This is a genomic window from Pantoea sp. BL1, from assembly GCF_000963985.1.
Classification (GTDB): domain Bacteria; phylum Pseudomonadota; class Gammaproteobacteria; order Enterobacterales; family Enterobacteriaceae; genus Pantoea; species Pantoea rwandensis_B.
Window position 1 is genome coordinate 26,887 of record NZ_JZRH01000012.1, and the last position, 16,106, is coordinate 42,992.

The 16,106-nt window shown below is 51.9% G+C and carries 16 protein-coding genes; 9 read left to right on the top strand and 7 right to left on the bottom strand.

Going from position 1 to position 16,106, the window contains the following annotated elements; translation table 11 throughout:
• The first annotated feature begins 89 nt into the window (after positions 1–89).
• Positions 90–1,025: an AraC family transcriptional regulator gene (locus VH86_RS07630; protein ID WP_082082832.1), complete on the top strand. Its 936-nt coding sequence runs from the start codon at positions 90–92 to the stop codon at positions 1,023–1,025.
• 3 nt (positions 1,026–1,028) lie between these two features.
• Here VH86_RS07630 and VH86_RS07635 read toward each other — a convergent pair whose 3' ends face one another.
• On the bottom strand, positions 1,029–1,610 hold the full coding sequence (locus VH86_RS07635; RefSeq protein ID WP_045832446.1) for an XRE family transcriptional regulator: 582 nt from the start codon (positions 1,608–1,610) through the stop codon (positions 1,029–1,031).
• A gap of 55 nt (positions 1,611–1,665) precedes the next feature.
• Between VH86_RS07635 and VH86_RS07640 the strand changes: the two genes are divergently transcribed.
• From VH86_RS07640 to VH86_RS07650, 3 genes are all read left to right on the top strand, one after another.
• Positions 1,666–2,172, top strand: coding sequence for a GNAT family N-acetyltransferase (locus tag VH86_RS07640; protein WP_045832553.1), 507 nt, complete (start codon positions 1,666–1,668; stop codon positions 2,170–2,172).
• Between the two features lie 152 nt (positions 2,173–2,324).
• Positions 2,325–3,521, top strand: coding sequence for an FAD-dependent oxidoreductase (locus tag VH86_RS07645; protein WP_045832447.1), 1,197 nt, complete (start codon positions 2,325–2,327; stop codon positions 3,519–3,521).
• A 461-nt stretch (positions 3,522–3,982) separates the two neighbouring features.
• Positions 3,983–5,179 carry a cupin domain-containing protein gene (locus VH86_RS07650; RefSeq protein WP_045832554.1) on the top strand — a complete coding sequence of 399 codons (1,197 nt, stop codon included), beginning with the start codon at positions 3,983–3,985 and terminating at the stop codon, positions 5,177–5,179.
• Positions 5,180–5,218: 39 nt separating this feature from the next.
• Here the strand turns inward: VH86_RS07650 and VH86_RS07655 are convergent, their stop codons facing one another.
• Entirely contained in the window at positions 5,219–5,680 is a 462-nt protein-coding gene (locus VH86_RS07655; RefSeq protein ID WP_045832448.1) for a YlaC family protein, read from the bottom strand.
• Between the two features lie 116 nt (positions 5,681–5,796).
• Between VH86_RS07655 and VH86_RS07660 the strand changes: the two genes are divergently transcribed.
• A complete protein-coding gene (locus VH86_RS07660) occupies positions 5,797–6,339 on the top strand; it encodes a DUF924 family protein (RefSeq protein ID WP_045832449.1) in 543 nt (180 codons plus the stop codon).
• Between the two features lie 368 nt (positions 6,340–6,707).
• Here the strand turns inward: VH86_RS07660 and VH86_RS07665 are convergent, their stop codons facing one another.
• Positions 6,708–7,349: an HD domain-containing protein gene (locus VH86_RS07665; RefSeq protein ID WP_045832450.1), complete on the bottom strand. Its 642-nt coding sequence runs from the start codon at positions 7,347–7,349 to the stop codon at positions 6,708–6,710.
• Positions 7,350–7,463: 114 nt separating this feature from the next.
• Here VH86_RS07665 and VH86_RS07670 point away from each other — a divergent pair, with 114 nt between their 5' ends.
• Complete coding sequence (locus VH86_RS07670; protein ID WP_045832451.1) at positions 7,464–8,417, top strand: GlxA family transcriptional regulator; 954 nt, start codon at positions 7,464–7,466, stop codon at positions 8,415–8,417.
• Positions 8,418–8,586: 169 nt separating this feature from the next.
• Here the strand turns inward: VH86_RS07670 and VH86_RS07675 are convergent, their stop codons facing one another.
• Positions 8,587–10,047 (bottom strand): UbiD family decarboxylase, encoded by a 1,461-nt coding sequence (locus VH86_RS07675; protein ID WP_045832452.1) that lies wholly within the window; start codon positions 10,045–10,047, stop codon positions 8,587–8,589.
• Positions 10,048–10,057: 10 nt separating this feature from the next.
• Entirely contained in the window at positions 10,058–10,630 is a 573-nt protein-coding gene (locus VH86_RS07680; protein WP_045832453.1) for a non-oxidative hydroxyarylic acid decarboxylases subunit B, read from the bottom strand.
• 86 nt (positions 10,631–10,716) lie between these two features.
• Here VH86_RS07680 and VH86_RS07685 point away from each other — a divergent pair, with 86 nt between their 5' ends.
• Positions 10,717–11,205 carry a MarR family winged helix-turn-helix transcriptional regulator gene (locus VH86_RS07685; protein WP_045832454.1) on the top strand — a complete coding sequence of 163 codons (489 nt, stop codon included), beginning with the start codon at positions 10,717–10,719 and terminating at the stop codon, positions 11,203–11,205.
• Entirely contained in the window at positions 11,183–12,211 is a 1,029-nt protein-coding gene (locus VH86_RS07690) for a GlxA family transcriptional regulator (RefSeq protein WP_045832455.1), read from the top strand. Before VH86_RS07685 ends, VH86_RS07690 begins: the two co-directional genes overlap by 23 nt.
• Positions 12,212–12,234: 23 nt before the next feature.
• Here the strand turns inward: VH86_RS07690 and VH86_RS07695 are convergent, their stop codons facing one another.
• Both VH86_RS07695 and yddG read right to left on the bottom strand, forming a co-directional pair.
• Positions 12,235–13,611 (bottom strand): MFS transporter, encoded by a 1,377-nt coding sequence (locus VH86_RS07695; RefSeq protein ID WP_045832456.1) that lies wholly within the window; start codon positions 13,609–13,611, stop codon positions 12,235–12,237.
• 293 nt (positions 13,612–13,904) lie between these two features.
• Positions 13,905–14,819 carry an aromatic amino acid DMT transporter YddG gene (gene yddG, locus VH86_RS07700; protein WP_045832457.1) on the bottom strand — a complete coding sequence of 305 codons (915 nt, stop codon included), beginning with the start codon at positions 14,817–14,819 and terminating at the stop codon, positions 13,905–13,907.
• 383 nt (positions 14,820–15,202) lie between these two features.
• Here yddG and VH86_RS07705 point away from each other — a divergent pair, with 383 nt between their 5' ends.
• Positions 15,203–16,102, top strand: coding sequence for a dihydrodipicolinate synthase family protein (locus VH86_RS07705; RefSeq protein WP_045832555.1), 900 nt, complete (start codon positions 15,203–15,205; stop codon positions 16,100–16,102).
• The last annotated feature ends 4 nt before the right edge of the window (positions 16,103–16,106 follow it).

Below are 16,106 nucleotides of genomic sequence, written 5' to 3' on the forward strand. Positions count from 1 at the left end.
ATGATGCATGCATAATATTCTCTGGAAGTCAGTGCTATAAGGCCGTATCTTCTGTTTTTATTGCCTAATCTTATGACTGAGGAGGGCTGGTGGTAGAACCAGATGTGCAAACGCGCACGGTGGAATTGCTCAAAAATCTCGCCCCGCGCGAGGGTTACAACCTGACGGCACTCTCTGATGTGCGCATTTTGCGTTCAGATCGTCCATTAGCGCGCACGCCAGTGCTTTACGATCCCGGAATTGTGATTGTCTGTCAGGGCAGCAAACGTGGATTTTTCGGTGATCAGGTTTATCTCTACGATGAGCAACATTATCTGGCGGTTTCTGTGCCGGTTCCCTTTACCATGGAAACCGCGGCGAGCGCAGAACACCCGCTGCTGGCGATCTACATGCACCTTGATTTCAGTGTGGCGACAGCATTGTTGCTGGAATTAGAGCAGCAAGTGCCTTTCACGGCGAAAGCGGCGCAAAGCATGATGTCGAGTCCCATGGATCAGCCGCTTCGTGATTCAGTGCTACGTTTTCTGACGGCCCTGAGTCATCCTTTGGATGCACAGATCCTCGGCCCTGCACTGGTGCGTGAACTCTATTATCGTGTGTTGACGGGTGCACAAGGTCAGGCACTGCGTGCCGCTCTGACACTGCAGGGGCAATTTGGCAAGGTGGGCAAAGCGCTGCGCCATATTCATGCCAGCTATGCGCAGACGCTCAATCTCGCGCAGTTGGCGGGAGAGGCAGGCATGAGCGTGCCGACGTTCAGCGCGCATTTTAAAACCATCACGCAGCAGTCACCGATGCAATACGTGAAATCGGTCCGCCTGCATCAGGCGCGTATGCTGATGGTGCGTCAGGAGATGACGGCGGCGGCGGCAAGTCATGCGGTGGGCTACGAAAGTGCCTCGCAATTTAACCGTGAATTTAAACGTCTGTTCGGGCTGCCTCCGGCGGAGGAGATCAAACGCATGCAGCGCAATTTCGCGGTGCCGCCTGCACAACAACCTGCTGTGTTTGTCTCTTCGCATTAAGGCTCATATTGCCGGCTTCAGCACCAATACCGCATAGCGGCAAATGTCATCGGTAGCATTACTAAACACGCAATCTGTGGGATCGCCCAACTCCAGGCAATCACCCACATTCATTTCAAACAGATTATCGCCTTCCTGAAAACGTAAAGTGCCTTCCAGCACCCAAATTAACTGGCGACGTGAAAGGTAGGAAATTGCTGGCATGGGCACATCAGTATGCGGCGGCAGTTCTACACTCACGACATCCAACGGAATTTCGCCAGGCGAGACATGGCGACGAATGTAGCCGGTTTCTGGATCTTGCCACACAGGTTGCTGTGCATGACGCAGCAATGTACCCGCTTGCACCTCGGTGAGCGCGATCAGCTGTGACATGCTCATCGCGAATGAACCGGCGAGGCGCGCCAGTGAAGTCGCAGTAGGGCTACTTTCACCTCGCTCTATTTTATGAATCATCGCCCGTGAAACACCGGATTGTTCTGCCAGGTCGGTTAACGACCAGCCGCGCTTTTCTCGTTCGATTTTAATGTTCTGACCAATGCGCGCATTGATGTCATCTTCTTTACTGGACAATTCATCTAACATAATGGATAACTACGATAGTAAACGAATCATCCACTATAGTGACGAGGCGCAAATCATGCAAATACGAGCAGCAGAAGAGGGCGATGCCGGGGCGATCGCGGAGATCTACAACGACGCAGTGCTCAACACCACCGCGATTTGGAATGAGAATACCGTGGATATTGCTAACCGCATCCAGTGGATAGCTGCACGCCAGGCCGCTGGGTTTCCGGTATTGGTGGCGGTTGAGGAGCAAGCCGTCATTGGCTACGCCTCCTATGGTGACTGGCGTCCCTGGGACGGTTATCGTCATACTGTGGAGCATTCAGTCTATGTCCATAAAAACGGGCGCAGCAAAGGGGTGGGTGGCATGCTCATGGTCGCTTTGATTGAGCGGGCGCGCGAGCAGGGCAAACACATGATGATTGCCGGGATTGAGTCAGAGAACAGCGCTTCAATCGCGCTGCACAATAAGCTGGGTTTCAGTGATGGCGGCAGATTAAATCAGGTAGGCTGCAAATTTGGCCGTTGGCTCGACCTGACCTTTTTGCAGCTTCAGCTTGATGCAAGGCCGCAGCCTTAAGTTAGACATTCTGAAAAACGCAGTATGACTTATGCGACGCGCATCGGATAAATGCACGCGTAGAGTCTGCGGCATTTATTCCCACTTAAACCTCAACACGATGCTATATAAATGATAACGATTATCATCAATTGCTTTGTGCTGAGGTCAGGATGCAACCAACAGAACTCACCGCCGACTGCTGTATCGTCGGCGGCGGTCCAGCAGGATTAATGCTGGGTTATTTACTAGCGAGATCAGGATTAAGCGTCGTGGTGATTGAAAAACATCCCGACTTCCTGCGCGATTTTCGTGGCGATACCATCCATCCCTCGACTTTAGAGGTCATGCGCCATCTCGGGTTGCTGGATGAGCTACTGACCTTACCGCATCAGAGAGCCGAAAAATTACAGGCAGAAGTAGCCGGTCAGGAGATCACGATGGCTGATTTCTCGCGCTTGCCGGTGCAGTGCCGCTTTATTGCTTTTATGCCGCAATGGGATTTCCTCAATTTTCTCGCGAGCAAAGCGGCCGCTTTTCCCGGCTTAACGCTCTTACAATCCACCGCTTTTGATGATTTGATTTATGCAGAGGGTGTGGTGTCGGGTGTTAAGACGTTACAGGGTAACGAGACGCGCATCATTCATACCTCATTGGTGATTGGCGCGGATGGGCGTAACTCGCAGGTACGTGCCAAAGCCGGATTGCAGAGTAAAAGCTTTGGCTCATCCCGTGATGTGCTGTGGTTCCGGCTGGACAAACAGGAAACCGATCCCGAATGGGGTATGGGTCATAAAGGGCCAAAGCAGAATTTCATTGTGATTGATCGTAGTGACTACTGGCAGTGCGGCTATACCATCCAAAAAGGAGAGTTTGACGCGTTAAAGCTCGCCGGTCTGGAGACGCTAAAACAGGCTATCGCTGAAGTGGCCCCCTTCAGTGTTGAGCGCATGGCGGAGCTCGACGGTTGGGATCAATTGAAGCTGTTGTCGATTCGCATCGACCGGCTGGATCAGTGGATGAAGCCCGGCGTGCTGTGCATTGGTGATGCCGCCCATGCGATGTCGCCGATTGGCGGCGTTGGCGTCAATCTGGCGATTCAGGATGCGGTGGCAGCGGCCAATTGCCTGACTCTTCCACTGAAAAAAGGTCATGTCACAGTACGTGACCTGCAGAAAGTGCAACAGCGCCGACAGTTTCCCACTGTTGCCACACAATTCCTGCAAATTAAAATGAGCAGTAATAAACGTAAGCGCACTACGCCGAGTAAAGTGCCGCAGATGATCAGCCGTTTCCCGTTCTTGCGCCATCTGTTTGGTCGTTTAATTGGCTTGGGGTTTAGAACTGAAAGACCAGAACATCTCAATTAGAAAGTTTGGCTTTCTAATCCTGAAAGCCTTCTTCCATTTATCCCGATGCTTTCAGCGGCAACAATAGATTCACAGCAGCAGACAGCAGTGGGTTGTCTGCTAAACCTCATCAAATAGCAGGTGCGCAGAAGCGAATTGCTTGTCATTTGTAACACTCCATTAACCTTGCAATGGTTTTTTGATGATTTTTTCTAATGATTTTTAGGGCTGAAATAACCTCTTTGTGCCTTATATTCATTTGGATGCGTGCCAGAACCTCAATATTTAATCAACGGTTTGCTTATTTTAACCAGTTGATGAAATTAGTTTCTATCCTCGATTAAATCCTCAATTTGAACCGACCTGCACACTGTTACATCGCAATACCACAGTTTCACTATGGTTAATGGGCTCTATTAAGACCATAAGAAACTGAGGAAACAACAGGTATGAAATTAGAAAACTTATCTCGTCGAACCTTCATGGCATTTGCAGCGGGTGGCACCGTGGCGTTGGCAGCGGGTAAAGTTCATGCCCACGATGCAACAGTGGCCACTCACCCAGCAAACGATCCCCACCATCCCCGCGACCCCGGTCCACACGATCCTATTCGTGAAGGGCTCAATCCCGATATTGTCGATCCACCCGCAACAGACAGCGGTACGTTACCGAATCTGCGCTTCTCATTCAGCGATGCGCATGTACGCAAAGGTAGCGGAGGGTGGACGCGGCAGGTGACACAACGCGAATTAGGGATTTCCACCACCATCGCAGGTGTAGATATGCGGCTTGATAATGGTGGCATTCGTGAACTGCACTGGCATAAAGAGGGCGAGTGGGCGTACATGCTCTACGGCAATGCACGTATCACTGCACTGGACACCCAGGGTGGATGGTTTGTGGATGATGTTGGCGTGGGTGACCTGTGGTACTTCCCGCCTGGCGTACCGCACTCTATCCAGGGGCTCGGTCCCGACGGTTGTGAGTTTTTACTGGCCTTTGATAACGGTAACTTTGATGAGGACAGCACTTTCCTGCTTAGCGATTGGTTTAAACACATTCCGCCTGAAGTGCTCGCCAAGAATTTTGGCGTCTCAGCGGACGTTTTCAACACGCTGCCATCACCGGCCGACGAGTATATTTTTGCCGGGAAAGCGCCGGAAGGCGAGGCTTCAGCTGCTGTGAAAGGTGGTGTGAAATCTGCGCTGAATTTCTCACATAAAATGCTGGCTCAAAAACCGATCTCACTTCCAGGTGGCACGGTACGCATCACCGATACCAGCAATTTCCCCATATCAAAAACCGTCGCCGCTGCATTGGTGGAACTTGAGCCTGGCGCTATGCGGGAATTGCATTGGCATCCAAACAACGATGAGTGGCAATACTATCTGGAAGGTGAAGGACGCATGGGCGTGTTTGCCTCATCGGGGCAGGCGCGGACCTTCGATTTCCGCGCGGGTGATGTTGGCTATGTTCCTTTCGCCATGGGGCATTACATTGAAAATATCGGCGATAAGCCGCTGCGGTTTTTAGAATTATTTAAAAGCGATTACTACGCGGATATTTCATTGAATCAATGGTTGGCCAGTACGCCAGCAGATTTGGTGCGGCAGCATCTGCATCTGGATGACAAATTTATGCAGGCACTGCAGTTTGCTAAGCATCCGGTGGTGAAATAGCATGGAAAGCGCGTCGTGGGAGCGGCGCGCTGCAAGGGTTTAATGTCTTAAACGATAGATATCAGCAAAGTACAGATAGCCTTTCCTGGCGCGCATCTCGTTCAGCCGTGTTTTTTCACTCTCGGTCAGAATGGCGCTGTCCAGCAGTTCATCGACAAAAGCGTCCCGGACATGGACTTCCATATACCAGTCACCGGTGTAACAATTCTTCCAGGCACCTTTATCAATGTCCTTCGCGTTGTACGACGGATTAACATGGAAGAAGAAGAAGAAATTACACACCGCAAATATCAGGATGCAGACCACATATTCGATGGTGCCGAAAGAGTCGGAGTACAACAGCAGCGCCATGGTAAGAACAAACAGTATCCACATCAGGCTGAATAAACCGGGATAATTTTTGATAAAGGAGATATCAAAGTAGGGGCGGTCATTACGCTGCTCTTCTACGTTGATTCTATCCAGCTCGGTTTGTAGTCGCTCATCCAGTTGATTATTCATGCTTTCACCTCAGTGGTTTCCTTATCCCTACTTCGCCCGCGCGAGTCTAACAGATAACCACCACGATTTTAGCCTAACCTTGATGGTGATTAGGGGAATTATCTGTGGGGAATAGAATGGAGTATGAAAGCGTATTGGCATTCTGGTTTAACGCGCGCCATGAAAGCTATTGGTTCAACCAGAATGACGGGTTTGATGAAGCAATACGAGGTGGTTTTTATGATTGCTGGGAAGCGGCTCGTCGCGGTGAGCTATCGGCCTGGCGGAAAAACATTCGAGGGCGATTGGCCGAAATCATCGTGCTGGATCAATTCTCCCGCAATCTCCACCGGGACAGTGCTCTCGCCTGGCAGCAGGATGGCATGGCGCTATTGCTCGCGCAGGAAGCGGTGAAAATTCCGGGTTATGAGTCACTGAGCCTGGATGAAAAAGGCTTTCTCTTGATGCCCTGGATGCATGCCGAGTCTCGTATTGTCCATCAACAAGCCGAAGTGTTGTTCGGTGCGCTGAAAGGATCGTCTTACTATCAGAGTGAGTTAGAACATCGGCAGATTATCGAGGCGTTTGGTCGTTATCCACATCGTAATCAGCGCCTTAATCGTCCATCAACGCCGGAAGAGCAGGCGTTTCTAAATGAGAAGAAACGCTCATTTTATTGACTCAACATTTGCCTCTGGTAATGGAATGGGGCCTCCATGGACAAAAAAAAGCCCGCTAAGCGGGCGGGGTAATTAAACCAAGGAAAAAATTCTCGTAGGCAACGCATTGCTGTGTGTTGCGTCACTATATTAGCAACGATAAGCAACCAGTACAGAAAATGATCGATGATTAAATTTTGCTGATTTGATAAAGGTTATATTTGTGACGAGAGTGTTATTTTGATGTTTACAACTGCACGTTAAACAGGCGTTGAAGCGCCTTTTTCCCGGCTGGTGTGACATTTATCTCTCGATAGCCTGCCGTGCGGCTTAGCCATTGTTTATCAATTAGCAGACTAAGAAGTGCGGCTCTCGCTGCGCCACACCACTTATCCCACCCAGCGTGACTGACGGATGACGCTACAAAAGTTCATTGGTGAGAAGCCAGGCTGCTTGTCGGCAATGACATCGGCTTTGACATTGCCAAAGGTGGTGTCAGGCTTGTTTTTGATCCCATCGTAGAACGCCTGAATAATCTCTTCCTTGAATTGGGCAGGACGAGGATGCTGCTCTACCACGGCTTCACGCTCCGCATCGCTGAAGTGATCATAGTTGATGCCCAAGACATCCATTTCCACGCCAGCGGTGACTAACGCAATTTCTGGGGCCATAAATTGCGGAATGCCCGGAGTGGTATGCAGCGCAATCGCGGTCCAGACTTTATCGATATCGGCCTGCTCTACACCATACTGTTGCAAGAAATCGCGCGCCGCATTAGCGCCATCCACCTCAAAGCGTTTGTCGCAGCTGCAGTGTTCGTGCGTCAGTCCAACATCATGGAACATACAGCCGACATAAAGCAGCTCAGCATCCACCTTTAGATCTAAGCGGCGTCCTGCGAGTGCGGCCCAGTAATAGACGCGGCTGGAGTGGTGAAACAGCAAATCGGATTCGGTATCACGGACAAAAGTCGTCGCGTCACGGGTCATTGCAGTATCGGGAATAGTGATGCCGTTAATGGAAAATTTCATGGGAGGTTCTCCGCTCGGTTAAGTTGCAACCAGCTTAATACCGAGGCAAAATGTCTTAAATAGACTTTTAACGACCTTTTAAGACATTAAGACTTTTACAGACGGGAATAGCGCATGAATCACCATCTTGCGATTTTAGCGGTGCCGGGGGCGCAATTGCTCGATGTCTCTGGCCCGTTGGATGTGTTTGCCGAAGCTAATCGACTGCTCAATCGTACCGTTTACCAGCTGCAAGTCATGTCACTGGAAGGGGAAAACATTCGTTGTTCATCAGGTGTGCGTTTGATGGCGGATGTCACACTGCAAGATATCCAGCAAACTGACACGTTTCTGATCGCGGGAGCACCCGAGGCGCGGGATATGCAGTTAACTGCGCAGCAAACCGCACGTCTGATTGAGCTATGCCATGAAAGTCAGCGCTTTGGCTCGATTTGCACCGGAGCGCTGCTGCTGGCACAAACCGGGTTGCTGAGTGGTAAAAAAGTGACGACCCATTGGGCCTGCACTGACGCACTGGTGGAACAGGTACCGGATGCGCAGGTGGAGGCCGATGCGCTTTACATCGCAGATGGGCGATTACGTACCGCCGCTGGCGTCACGTCGGGGCTCGACCTGGCTCTGAGGTTGGTGGAAGAAGATTTGGGGCGCGAATTGGCACAGGATATCGCTGCCAATTTGGTGATGTTCTTTCAACGGCCAGTGAATCAAGGGCATTTTGTTCGCAAACAGCCACTTTCGCTGGGTGGTCGCAGTGCGTTTCAGGAGATGCAGCGATGGGCTTTGGCGAATCTGGCACAGGTCAATTCGCTCGACGATCTCGCCACACATATGCAAATCAGCACACGGCACTTAGCGAGACTTTTCCGTCAGCATATGGATGTACAGGCGGGCAATTGGCTGGAGAATGCGCGTATCGATCAAGCGCGTAAGTTGCTGGAAGCAGGTTCTATGCCGCTGAAAGCCATTCCGGCTGCCTGTGGTTACCGCAGCAACGATGTTTTAAGGCGGGCCTTTGTCAAGGTGACGGGCCTGACGCCTTCGATGTATCGCAAGATGTTTATGCGCTAGCGGCGAGGCTATCAGCGCATGCATGAGACGCAATCTATTGCGTCGCTACGTTTCATTATTAGACGGGGCGTTGATCGCCGTAGCGGCGTGATTTATCACGCGTATTCAAAGCCAGGGTGGCACGGGAAGATGCGCAATAAATGTGGCCGCTACGGTTGGTGTGTATGATTTATTCCGGCCAGTTATCCAGAATGCGCTGACGCACGTCTTCCGGATAGCCTTGCGCGAACGAAGCATGCAAATGGCGCTTAGTTTGTAAGGTGTCAAACACGACTTTGGCGCCTTTCCCGGCAACGTATTCTGCCTCGTCATAACACTGTGGCAGACGAATGACACGTTGATCCTCAAACACCGCACGACGGCCTACCGGGTGTACGCGTGTTGACAAGGCCCAGACGACTTCGCGCAGGTTAGTGGGGTCAAAGTCGTCATCCACAACATACACTTTCGGGATAAACACCATGGCGTCGGTTTTAAACAACACTTCGCCGATACGCTGAGTCAGTGCTTCGCTGCTGACCCCCGGCAACCGTTCGCGCCAGTTCTCCGGCATCACCACCAGCAGCCAGTGGACGGTGGAGTCTTCTGGGATCCAGGTGGTTTTAATCGGCAATTCCGCTTCACGCAAATAGGTCAGTGCATCGGCGGCCAGGCCCATCGCCCACAGGGTATGAGACTCATCGGTCGGACGGCCAGTGATCGACATCGGCCAAATGGGATCGTGGCGATGGGTAATGGTCTCGACGTGGAACGTAGGTTGCGCCGATGAGCCTTCACCAAGATAGCCGCCATATTCGCCATAAGGGCCTTCCTGGCAGTCACGCTCAATGGAAACGTGGCCTTCAATCACGATCTCGGCTGTGGCAGGCACATCAAGATCGAGGCTAATGGCTTTCACTACCGGAACCGGTTCACCTGCTAGCGTGCCGATATAATCGGCTTCATCCGCATTGGCTGGAATGGGAATGCCGGAGACGCAGGAAATCGCCGGAGCAGGACCTTGCACCAGCGCGTAAGGCATGGGTTCACCGCGCGCCACCCACTGCGTCCAAATCTGCCCGATATGCTGGCTCGGCACGATCAAGCCGACCATGCGTTTACCATCGACCTTCATCACGCGTGCAATCGACCAGTTAACCCACTTGCCGTCTGGTGTCTTAACAATCAGCGTGCCCCAGGTATTGGCATAGCGCCCACCATCTTTGTCATGGGCGAAGGGAATAGGGAAGCGATCGAGGTTGGCTTCAGCGCCACGCAAAATGTTTTGCTGACATTCAGCTTGCGCGGACTCAACGCGTACAGGGGGAATACCAGGTTTAAAGCGGGCAGCGGACAGGGCTTCGATAATTTCCGGGCCAGTGGACTCGGGTGCTAAACCCAGTGACATGGCCACACGCGCATACGGCATGTCGCTGCGTGATGAGAGTGCCGCTGGTGCACCGAACAAACGAAAACCGGGTGCTACCCCCGCGACCTTGTGAAACAGTGGAGCGGGTGACTGGATTTCATAGCTGCGCCGGGTAATGGCGCTTGGCTCGAAATCGCCATCAACTTCACGATGCACATGCATGATGTCGCCCATTTCGTCGAGGGCAGTGATAAAGCTGCGTAAATCGCCGTAATATTTCATCAGGCTCTCCTTAAGCCGTGGTGGAACGGGGACCGGCCCAGCGCTGGGTGAGGCTGTTCTCCAGGCCGAACTGGTCGAGAATGCGGGAAACGGTATGATTGATGATGTCGTCAACGCTTTGCGGGTTGTTGTAGAAGGCGGGCATCGGCGGCAGCATCAGTGCACCAGCACGAGTAAGCGCCAGCATGTTCTCCAGATGAATCGCGTTCAGCGGCGCTTCGCGCGGCACCAGCACCAGCTTGCGTTGCTCTTTCAGGGTGACGTCAGCGGCGCGCGTGATCAGTCCATCACCGTAGCCGTTGCGAATGCCGGCAAGGGTTTTCATGCTGCACGGCACCACCATCATGCCGTCGACACGGAATGAACCGCTGGAGATCGCTGCCGCTTGATCGTGTTCGCTATAAGTCCTGGTCGCGAGAGCCGTGACCTCCTGTACACTGTACGGCGTTTCCATCTGGATGGTGGCGCGCGCCCATTTCGAAATAACCAAATGCGTTTCGACGTCAAGTTCGCGTAATGCCGTGAGAACGCGTACGCCAATTGCCGCACCCGTTGCGCCGGTCATCCCTACAACAAGCTTCATAAGTGATCCATTTTGCAGTATAGTTTAAGTTCAAACTGTTTGTGTTCGAACTATAAGTTTGACGATTTGAGGAGTCAAGTGCATCCATGTCACAAAATCCCGACTTAATTCTCGCGGCCCCCTTGTGGCCGCACGGCGATTGTTCGTTAATGCACCTTGTACGTCGTGCCGGGCAACACTCGACATTTTGCTGGTCACAATGTGTAGATACCGGGCTTTCAGCGGTGCAATACGCCATTTTGGTCGTGCTGGCCGAGGAAACAGTCTGCGATCAACAAACGTTGGGTAACCGCGCTGGATTTGATAAAGCTACGGGTACCTATGTGATTGACCGCATGAGTAAAAGCGGCCTACTGAATGTAGAAACAGACGCAACTAATCGCCGGCGTAAATTGGTCACCATGACCGCGGAAGGGGAAACCATGTTGAACCTGATGGTTGAGCAGGCGAAAAGTGCCGAGAAGATGATTACCGCCAATCTCGATATGCAAGACATTGCCGATCTCAAACGCTTGTTGAGCAAACTGGGCGGATTGCAGGAACCTGAAGACGATGCCGCAAACACCCCTCGCTGATCAGCACAGCGAACCGAAGCCGGATCTCACCATCGGCTTTCTGTTGATGAAAAGTTTCACCCTGGCTTCGGTGGCCGGCCTGGTGGAGTCGTTGCGCTTTGCGGCCGACGAATCGTTTACCAGCCGCCAAATCTTTTGCCGCTGGGAGTGGATGACTTGTGATAATCAGCCCGTCACCGCCAGCTGCGGATTACTGGTTTCGCCAACGGCTGGCCTCGATTTCAGCAGGCACTGGGATTACTTTGTGGTGGCGGGAGGATTACTGGAAGAAACACGCCAGTCGCCACCGTGGCTGTTAAAGGCACTTCGCGACCTGCATGCGCGTAATATTCCCATCATCACGCTGTGTAGCGGCGCGTTTGTTGCAGGCAACGCAGGCTTGCTGGATGGGCGTCATTGCGCGATTCATTTCACCACGCGCGATGAATTTCGCCTACGATTCCCGAAAGCGATTCCGGTGATTGATAAGACCTATATCAAGGATGGCGGCATTATTTCCTGCCCCGGCGGCACGGCGATCGATCTCGCTGCCGACCTTATCCGCCAGCATTGCGGTCTGGTGCGTTCACAGAAAGTCTTGAAGTATTTGCTGGTGGAAGAACCCGCTGCCCCGGTCAAAAAAACACAGCAAAAAAACACGCTTAACGAGCCGGATGTGTATGAAAACGAGCTGGTGAATAAGGTGATCGAATTTATGAAACATCACCTCGATTCGCCGGTTCCGCTGGCCGATGTAGCCGAATTCGCAGGCGTCACTTTCCGCCAGCTGAATTTGATTTTCACCAAATGCACCGGCTACTCGGCGGCTGTCTACTGGCGGCGTATGCGGCTGGAGCAGGCGCGCAAATTGATGGCGGACTCCAGCAACAGCATCAATGCGATTGCCACCGCGACGGGATTTGCCGATGCCTCACATCTGATTGCCTGGTTCCGTAAACAGTACGGCGAAACGCCGAGTTCGTTTCGTAAACGGCGGCGTGTGGTGGAGAGATTGGTTAAGGAGTAGGGGCCGAAATGGCCCCTTTTTAGTTACTGCGAATGCTTAGAGAGTTTGCCAGAAACGGATGGCGCTGGGCTTTCTTCTTCCAGCGAGGCCGCGTCATCCAGATTGCGCGAAGCGGTTTCCGGTGCCAGGAACCACGAGACGATCAGGCCGATAAACGTAATGCCTGCAGCAATGTACATCGTGGAACCAATGCCGATGGTTTGCAGTGAGATTGGCACCAGATATGTCCCCACCGCCGCGCCAATGCGCGACATTGAGGTGCCAATGCCGACGGCTCCGGCGCGAATTTCAGTCGGGAAGATCTCATTCGGATACACCAGTTGCAGCACCTGAGCGCCGCCAATAAACAGGGCGTAAGCACCAAACATCAACAGGATGATCATTGAAGGCCCATCACGCAAGGCGCCGAGTAACAGCAGTGCCAGGCCAGACCACAGGAAACTGTGCAACAGTAGCTTGCGTCGTCCCAGTGAGTTCACCAATCGCGTGCCGATAATACAGCCCACCACGAACAACAACGTTATCGCGATGGAACCGTAGGATGCCCAATCACCACTGAGATGTAGCGCCTGTAATACTTTCGGTGCAAAGGCGTAAACGGCGAACACAGGAATGACCGAGCAGGTCCAGAAAATGGTCACGAATGCCATGCGTTTGCCATAACCGGAATGCAGCAGGCTGCCGAATGACAAGTGATTATTCTCAGGTTGTGCGGGCAGGTTCTTCAGGCTAAAGCTGTCGCCATAGACGCGACGGATCACCACTTCGGCTTCCTGATGCCGGCCTTTGCTGATCAACCATCGCGGTGATTCAGGCGTGCCCATGCGCACAAGGAAGAGCAACGCACCAATCACTGCTGTGCTCGCCAGCGTATAGCGCCATGCTTCTGCACCGCCAAAATTCAGCAGAGCTTCACCCACTAAATACGCTGTGGCCGCCCCGGCAAACCACAGAATGGTAAGCGTGGCGAGGCAGGGGCCGCGCGACTTCTTCGGCATAAACTCGACTAAAAATGCGGTGGCAACCGGATATTCAATGCCCACTGCCACGCCCGTCAGAAAGCGTAAGGCAAAGAGCGTTTCTCCGCTTTGCACCCAAAACTGCGCCAGCGAACAGATAATAAACAGGGTTGGGCCAACGAAGTAGATCATGCGGCGGCCCAGGCGGTCCGTCAGAACACCACCCATGAAGCCGCCAAAGAAAATCCCAATCAGGGCGGAAGCCGCAATCAAACCTTCCCATAACGGGCTAAGACCTAATGCCGGCGACACTTTCGTCATGGCTATACCAATAATACTGAGCACATAGCCATCGACGAAAGAGCCGCCACCGGAACGCACCGTTAATAAGCGATGGAAACGGCTGATAGGAACATCTTCAACAGACATGTTATTTGACATGTTTTACTCCTGTTTCTTTTCGGCGTAATGGAGCGTAACTACGCCAATGCGACTGAATTAAGCACACTCTGCGATGCGTGCTTAACATCATCAGGACGCCAGATAAATATAAACCTGTAGCGGTGATTAAAATGTTATTCAGAACAGAAATTAATAACGAAGTGAGTTGGTGACGCTAACGGAATTGTTTCATAGGTCATTTCCTCCGGTGCAGGATGGTCGGATAAATAAAATCATGGCTTTATAATTTGAATGGGGCTTTTTTAAGGGAGGCGCTAACGCCTCCCAACGTTTTATTCAGAAATTTTACTGCTGACACTTTTGGTGACGGCGGTACGTGTTGACCACCAGCAAACTAATGACCCGAGACTCACCATCGCTGTGCCTTGCCAGAAGGAGAGCGTCAGATGTGAACTGAGAATAAAAGCGGCTAAAATCGATGAAATAATCGGAATAAAGTATGAGGCGGCGGCGAGAACCGTCACATTGCCATGCAAAATGCCAACGTTCCAGGCTGCGTAACCGAATCCCATCGCCATCGCCGCCAGTGCCAGTGAGATCCACGTCTGGAAATTGGCGTCAAACGCGGGTTGAGGCGAAATAAAATATTTAACCCATAGTGTTAATGCCGTTAAAACAAAGAAAAGCGTAATGCCGTTATTGCCGTTGGCGATTTTTTTCGTCACCACACAATAAATAGCCCAAATGATGGCGCCGCTGAATGCAAGGCCATAGCTCAATGGGTTTTCCATTATATTATTCGTCATCTCGCTGATGGAAAACCCTTGATCGCCACCCAGTACGCGACATATTCCTGCCACGGCTAAAATCACGCCGGGAATAATCAACGGGCTGACTTTTTGCCGGTTGACAATCACCGCCAGCACAATCGTCATACTTGGCCATAGATAATTCACCATGCCCACTTCAATAGCCTGTCGCCCACTGTGGGTAAACCCAAGTGATAGCGAAAGGCAGAGTTCATAGCAGACAAACAGCACGCTACCGATAATCACATAACGGCGGGGGAATTTTTTCAGATTGGGAAATCCCACGCTGAACAGCAGCAATATCGCACTGCAGCTATAGATCAACGCCGCTCCAGCGATCGGACCAAAGCCTTCGCTCACACTTTTGATTAATCCAACAATCGCGCTCCATAACAGGATGGCAATTAAACCTATGAGCGTCGCTTTCTTTTGGGGCATCACCCGCTACCTCTTCTACACAATGTTCACCTGAAATGCCGGTGCAAGCTTACCTGTTAAATTCAGGTTAAAACCAGCATAAAACTATGCCGCCTGACGCGCAGTGTAAATACGTCAGAGGGAACGATAGTTGTGGAATGTGATCGTTATCTGAATTCATTTAGAAAATTATTACGGCATTGAAAATAATTTAATCTATTGATAATAAAGTATTGTTTTTCATTTGTGGGTAGAAACGTTCCATCCTGTAGTATTTCCTTTGTATTTTTCACGTATACAAAAAACTTATCCCGATTGACCTCTCTCCATGCGATATGCAAATTGTTAACAAACGCAACCAGACGGCGTTGCATTTGGTCCTGAATTCACCTGGAGATTTCGTGATGACATTTGAAGGTATCTATACCCCGGCAATTACCCCTTACGCAGCAGATGGCAGCATTGATTTCGCGGCTTTCGCTAACGTCCTCGAGTCGCTGATTGAAGCACGCGTGCACGGCATCATCATCGGCGGTTCAACCGGTGAGTATTATGCACAAAGCGCGGAAGAGCGTCTGTCTCTGGTTGAACATGCGCGTAAAGTGATTGGCAATCGTCTGCCACTGATTGTCGGTACCGGCGCTATTCGTACTGAGGACGCGGTGGCATTCGCGACCCACGCTCGCGAACACAAAGCCGACGCCATTCTGGTCACGTCACCGCCGTATGCGCTGCCGACCGAACTGGAAAACGCCCATCATGCGCTGACCGTCGACAAAGCCGCTCAGCTGCCGATCATGCTGTACAACTATCCGGGACGTATGGGTATCACGATGGGAGAAACTTACTTCCGCGAAGTGAGCTGTTCGAAGAATGTGGTGGCGATTAAAGAGAGTTCAGGTGATTTCAACAATCTGCACCTGCTGGCGTGTCAATTCCCGAACATCGCGCTCTCTTGCGGTTGGGACGATCAGGCACTGGAATTCTTCGCCTGGGGCGCGCGTAGCTGGGTATGCGCGGGTTCTAACTTTATTCCCCGCGAACACGTCGCATTGTACAACGCCTGTGTCGTGGAAAAAGACTTCGATAAAGGCCGTAAGATCATGGCCGCGATGATGCCGCTGATGAACTTCCTCGACGGCGGCAAGTTTGTGCAGTCCATTAAGTACGGTTCTGAGCTGGCTGGCCTGAAAGCAGGACCGGTGCGCGCACCGCTGCAGGCACTGGAAGAAGAAGAGAAAGCGCAGTTGCAGGCCGTGATCGACGGTGTGAAACGCAATGTGGCAGCCGTTGCAGTGCTTTAAGGAG

What these genes read in the sequence shown, in the direction of transcription:
- VH86_RS07635 (WP_045832446.1), bottom strand. Translation starts at nt 1,610, where the DNA reads ATGTTAGATGAATTGTCCAGTAAAGAAGATGACATCAATGCGCGCATT.
- VH86_RS07640 (WP_045832553.1), top strand. Translation starts at nt 1,666, where the DNA reads ATGCAAATACGAGCAGCAGAAGAGGGCGATGCCGGGGCGATCGCGGAG.
- VH86_RS07645 (WP_045832447.1), top strand. Translation starts at nt 2,325, where the DNA reads ATGCAACCAACAGAACTCACCGCCGACTGCTGTATCGTCGGCGGCGGT.
- VH86_RS07650 (WP_045832554.1), top strand. Translation starts at nt 3,983, where the DNA reads ATGGCATTTGCAGCGGGTGGCACCGTGGCGTTGGCAGCGGGTAAAGTT.
- VH86_RS07655 (WP_045832448.1), bottom strand. Translation starts at nt 5,680, where the DNA reads ATGAATAATCAACTGGATGAGCGACTACAAACCGAGCTGGATAGAATC.
- VH86_RS07660 (WP_045832449.1), top strand. Translation starts at nt 5,797, where the DNA reads ATGGAGTATGAAAGCGTATTGGCATTCTGGTTTAACGCGCGCCATGAA.
- VH86_RS07665 (WP_045832450.1), bottom strand. Translation starts at nt 7,349, where the DNA reads ATGAAATTTTCCATTAACGGCATCACTATTCCCGATACTGCAATGACC.
- VH86_RS07670 (WP_045832451.1), top strand. Translation starts at nt 7,464, where the DNA reads ATGAATCACCATCTTGCGATTTTAGCGGTGCCGGGGGCGCAATTGCTC.
- VH86_RS07675 (WP_045832452.1), bottom strand. Translation starts at nt 10,047, where the DNA reads ATGAAATATTACGGCGATTTACGCAGCTTTATCACTGCCCTCGACGAA.
- VH86_RS07680 (WP_045832453.1), bottom strand. Translation starts at nt 10,630, where the DNA reads ATGAAGCTTGTTGTAGGGATGACCGGCGCAACGGGTGCGGCAATTGGC.
- VH86_RS07685 (WP_045832454.1), top strand. Translation starts at nt 10,717, where the DNA reads ATGTCACAAAATCCCGACTTAATTCTCGCGGCCCCCTTGTGGCCGCAC.
- VH86_RS07690 (WP_045832455.1), top strand. Translation starts at nt 11,183, where the DNA reads ATGCCGCAAACACCCCTCGCTGATCAGCACAGCGAACCGAAGCCGGAT.
- VH86_RS07695 (WP_045832456.1), bottom strand. Translation starts at nt 13,611, where the DNA reads ATGTCAAATAACATGTCTGTTGAAGATGTTCCTATCAGCCGTTTCCAT.
- yddG (WP_045832457.1), bottom strand. Translation starts at nt 14,819, where the DNA reads ATGCCCCAAAAGAAAGCGACGCTCATAGGTTTAATTGCCATCCTGTTA.
- VH86_RS07705 (WP_045832555.1), top strand. Translation starts at nt 15,203, where the DNA reads ATGACATTTGAAGGTATCTATACCCCGGCAATTACCCCTTACGCAGCA.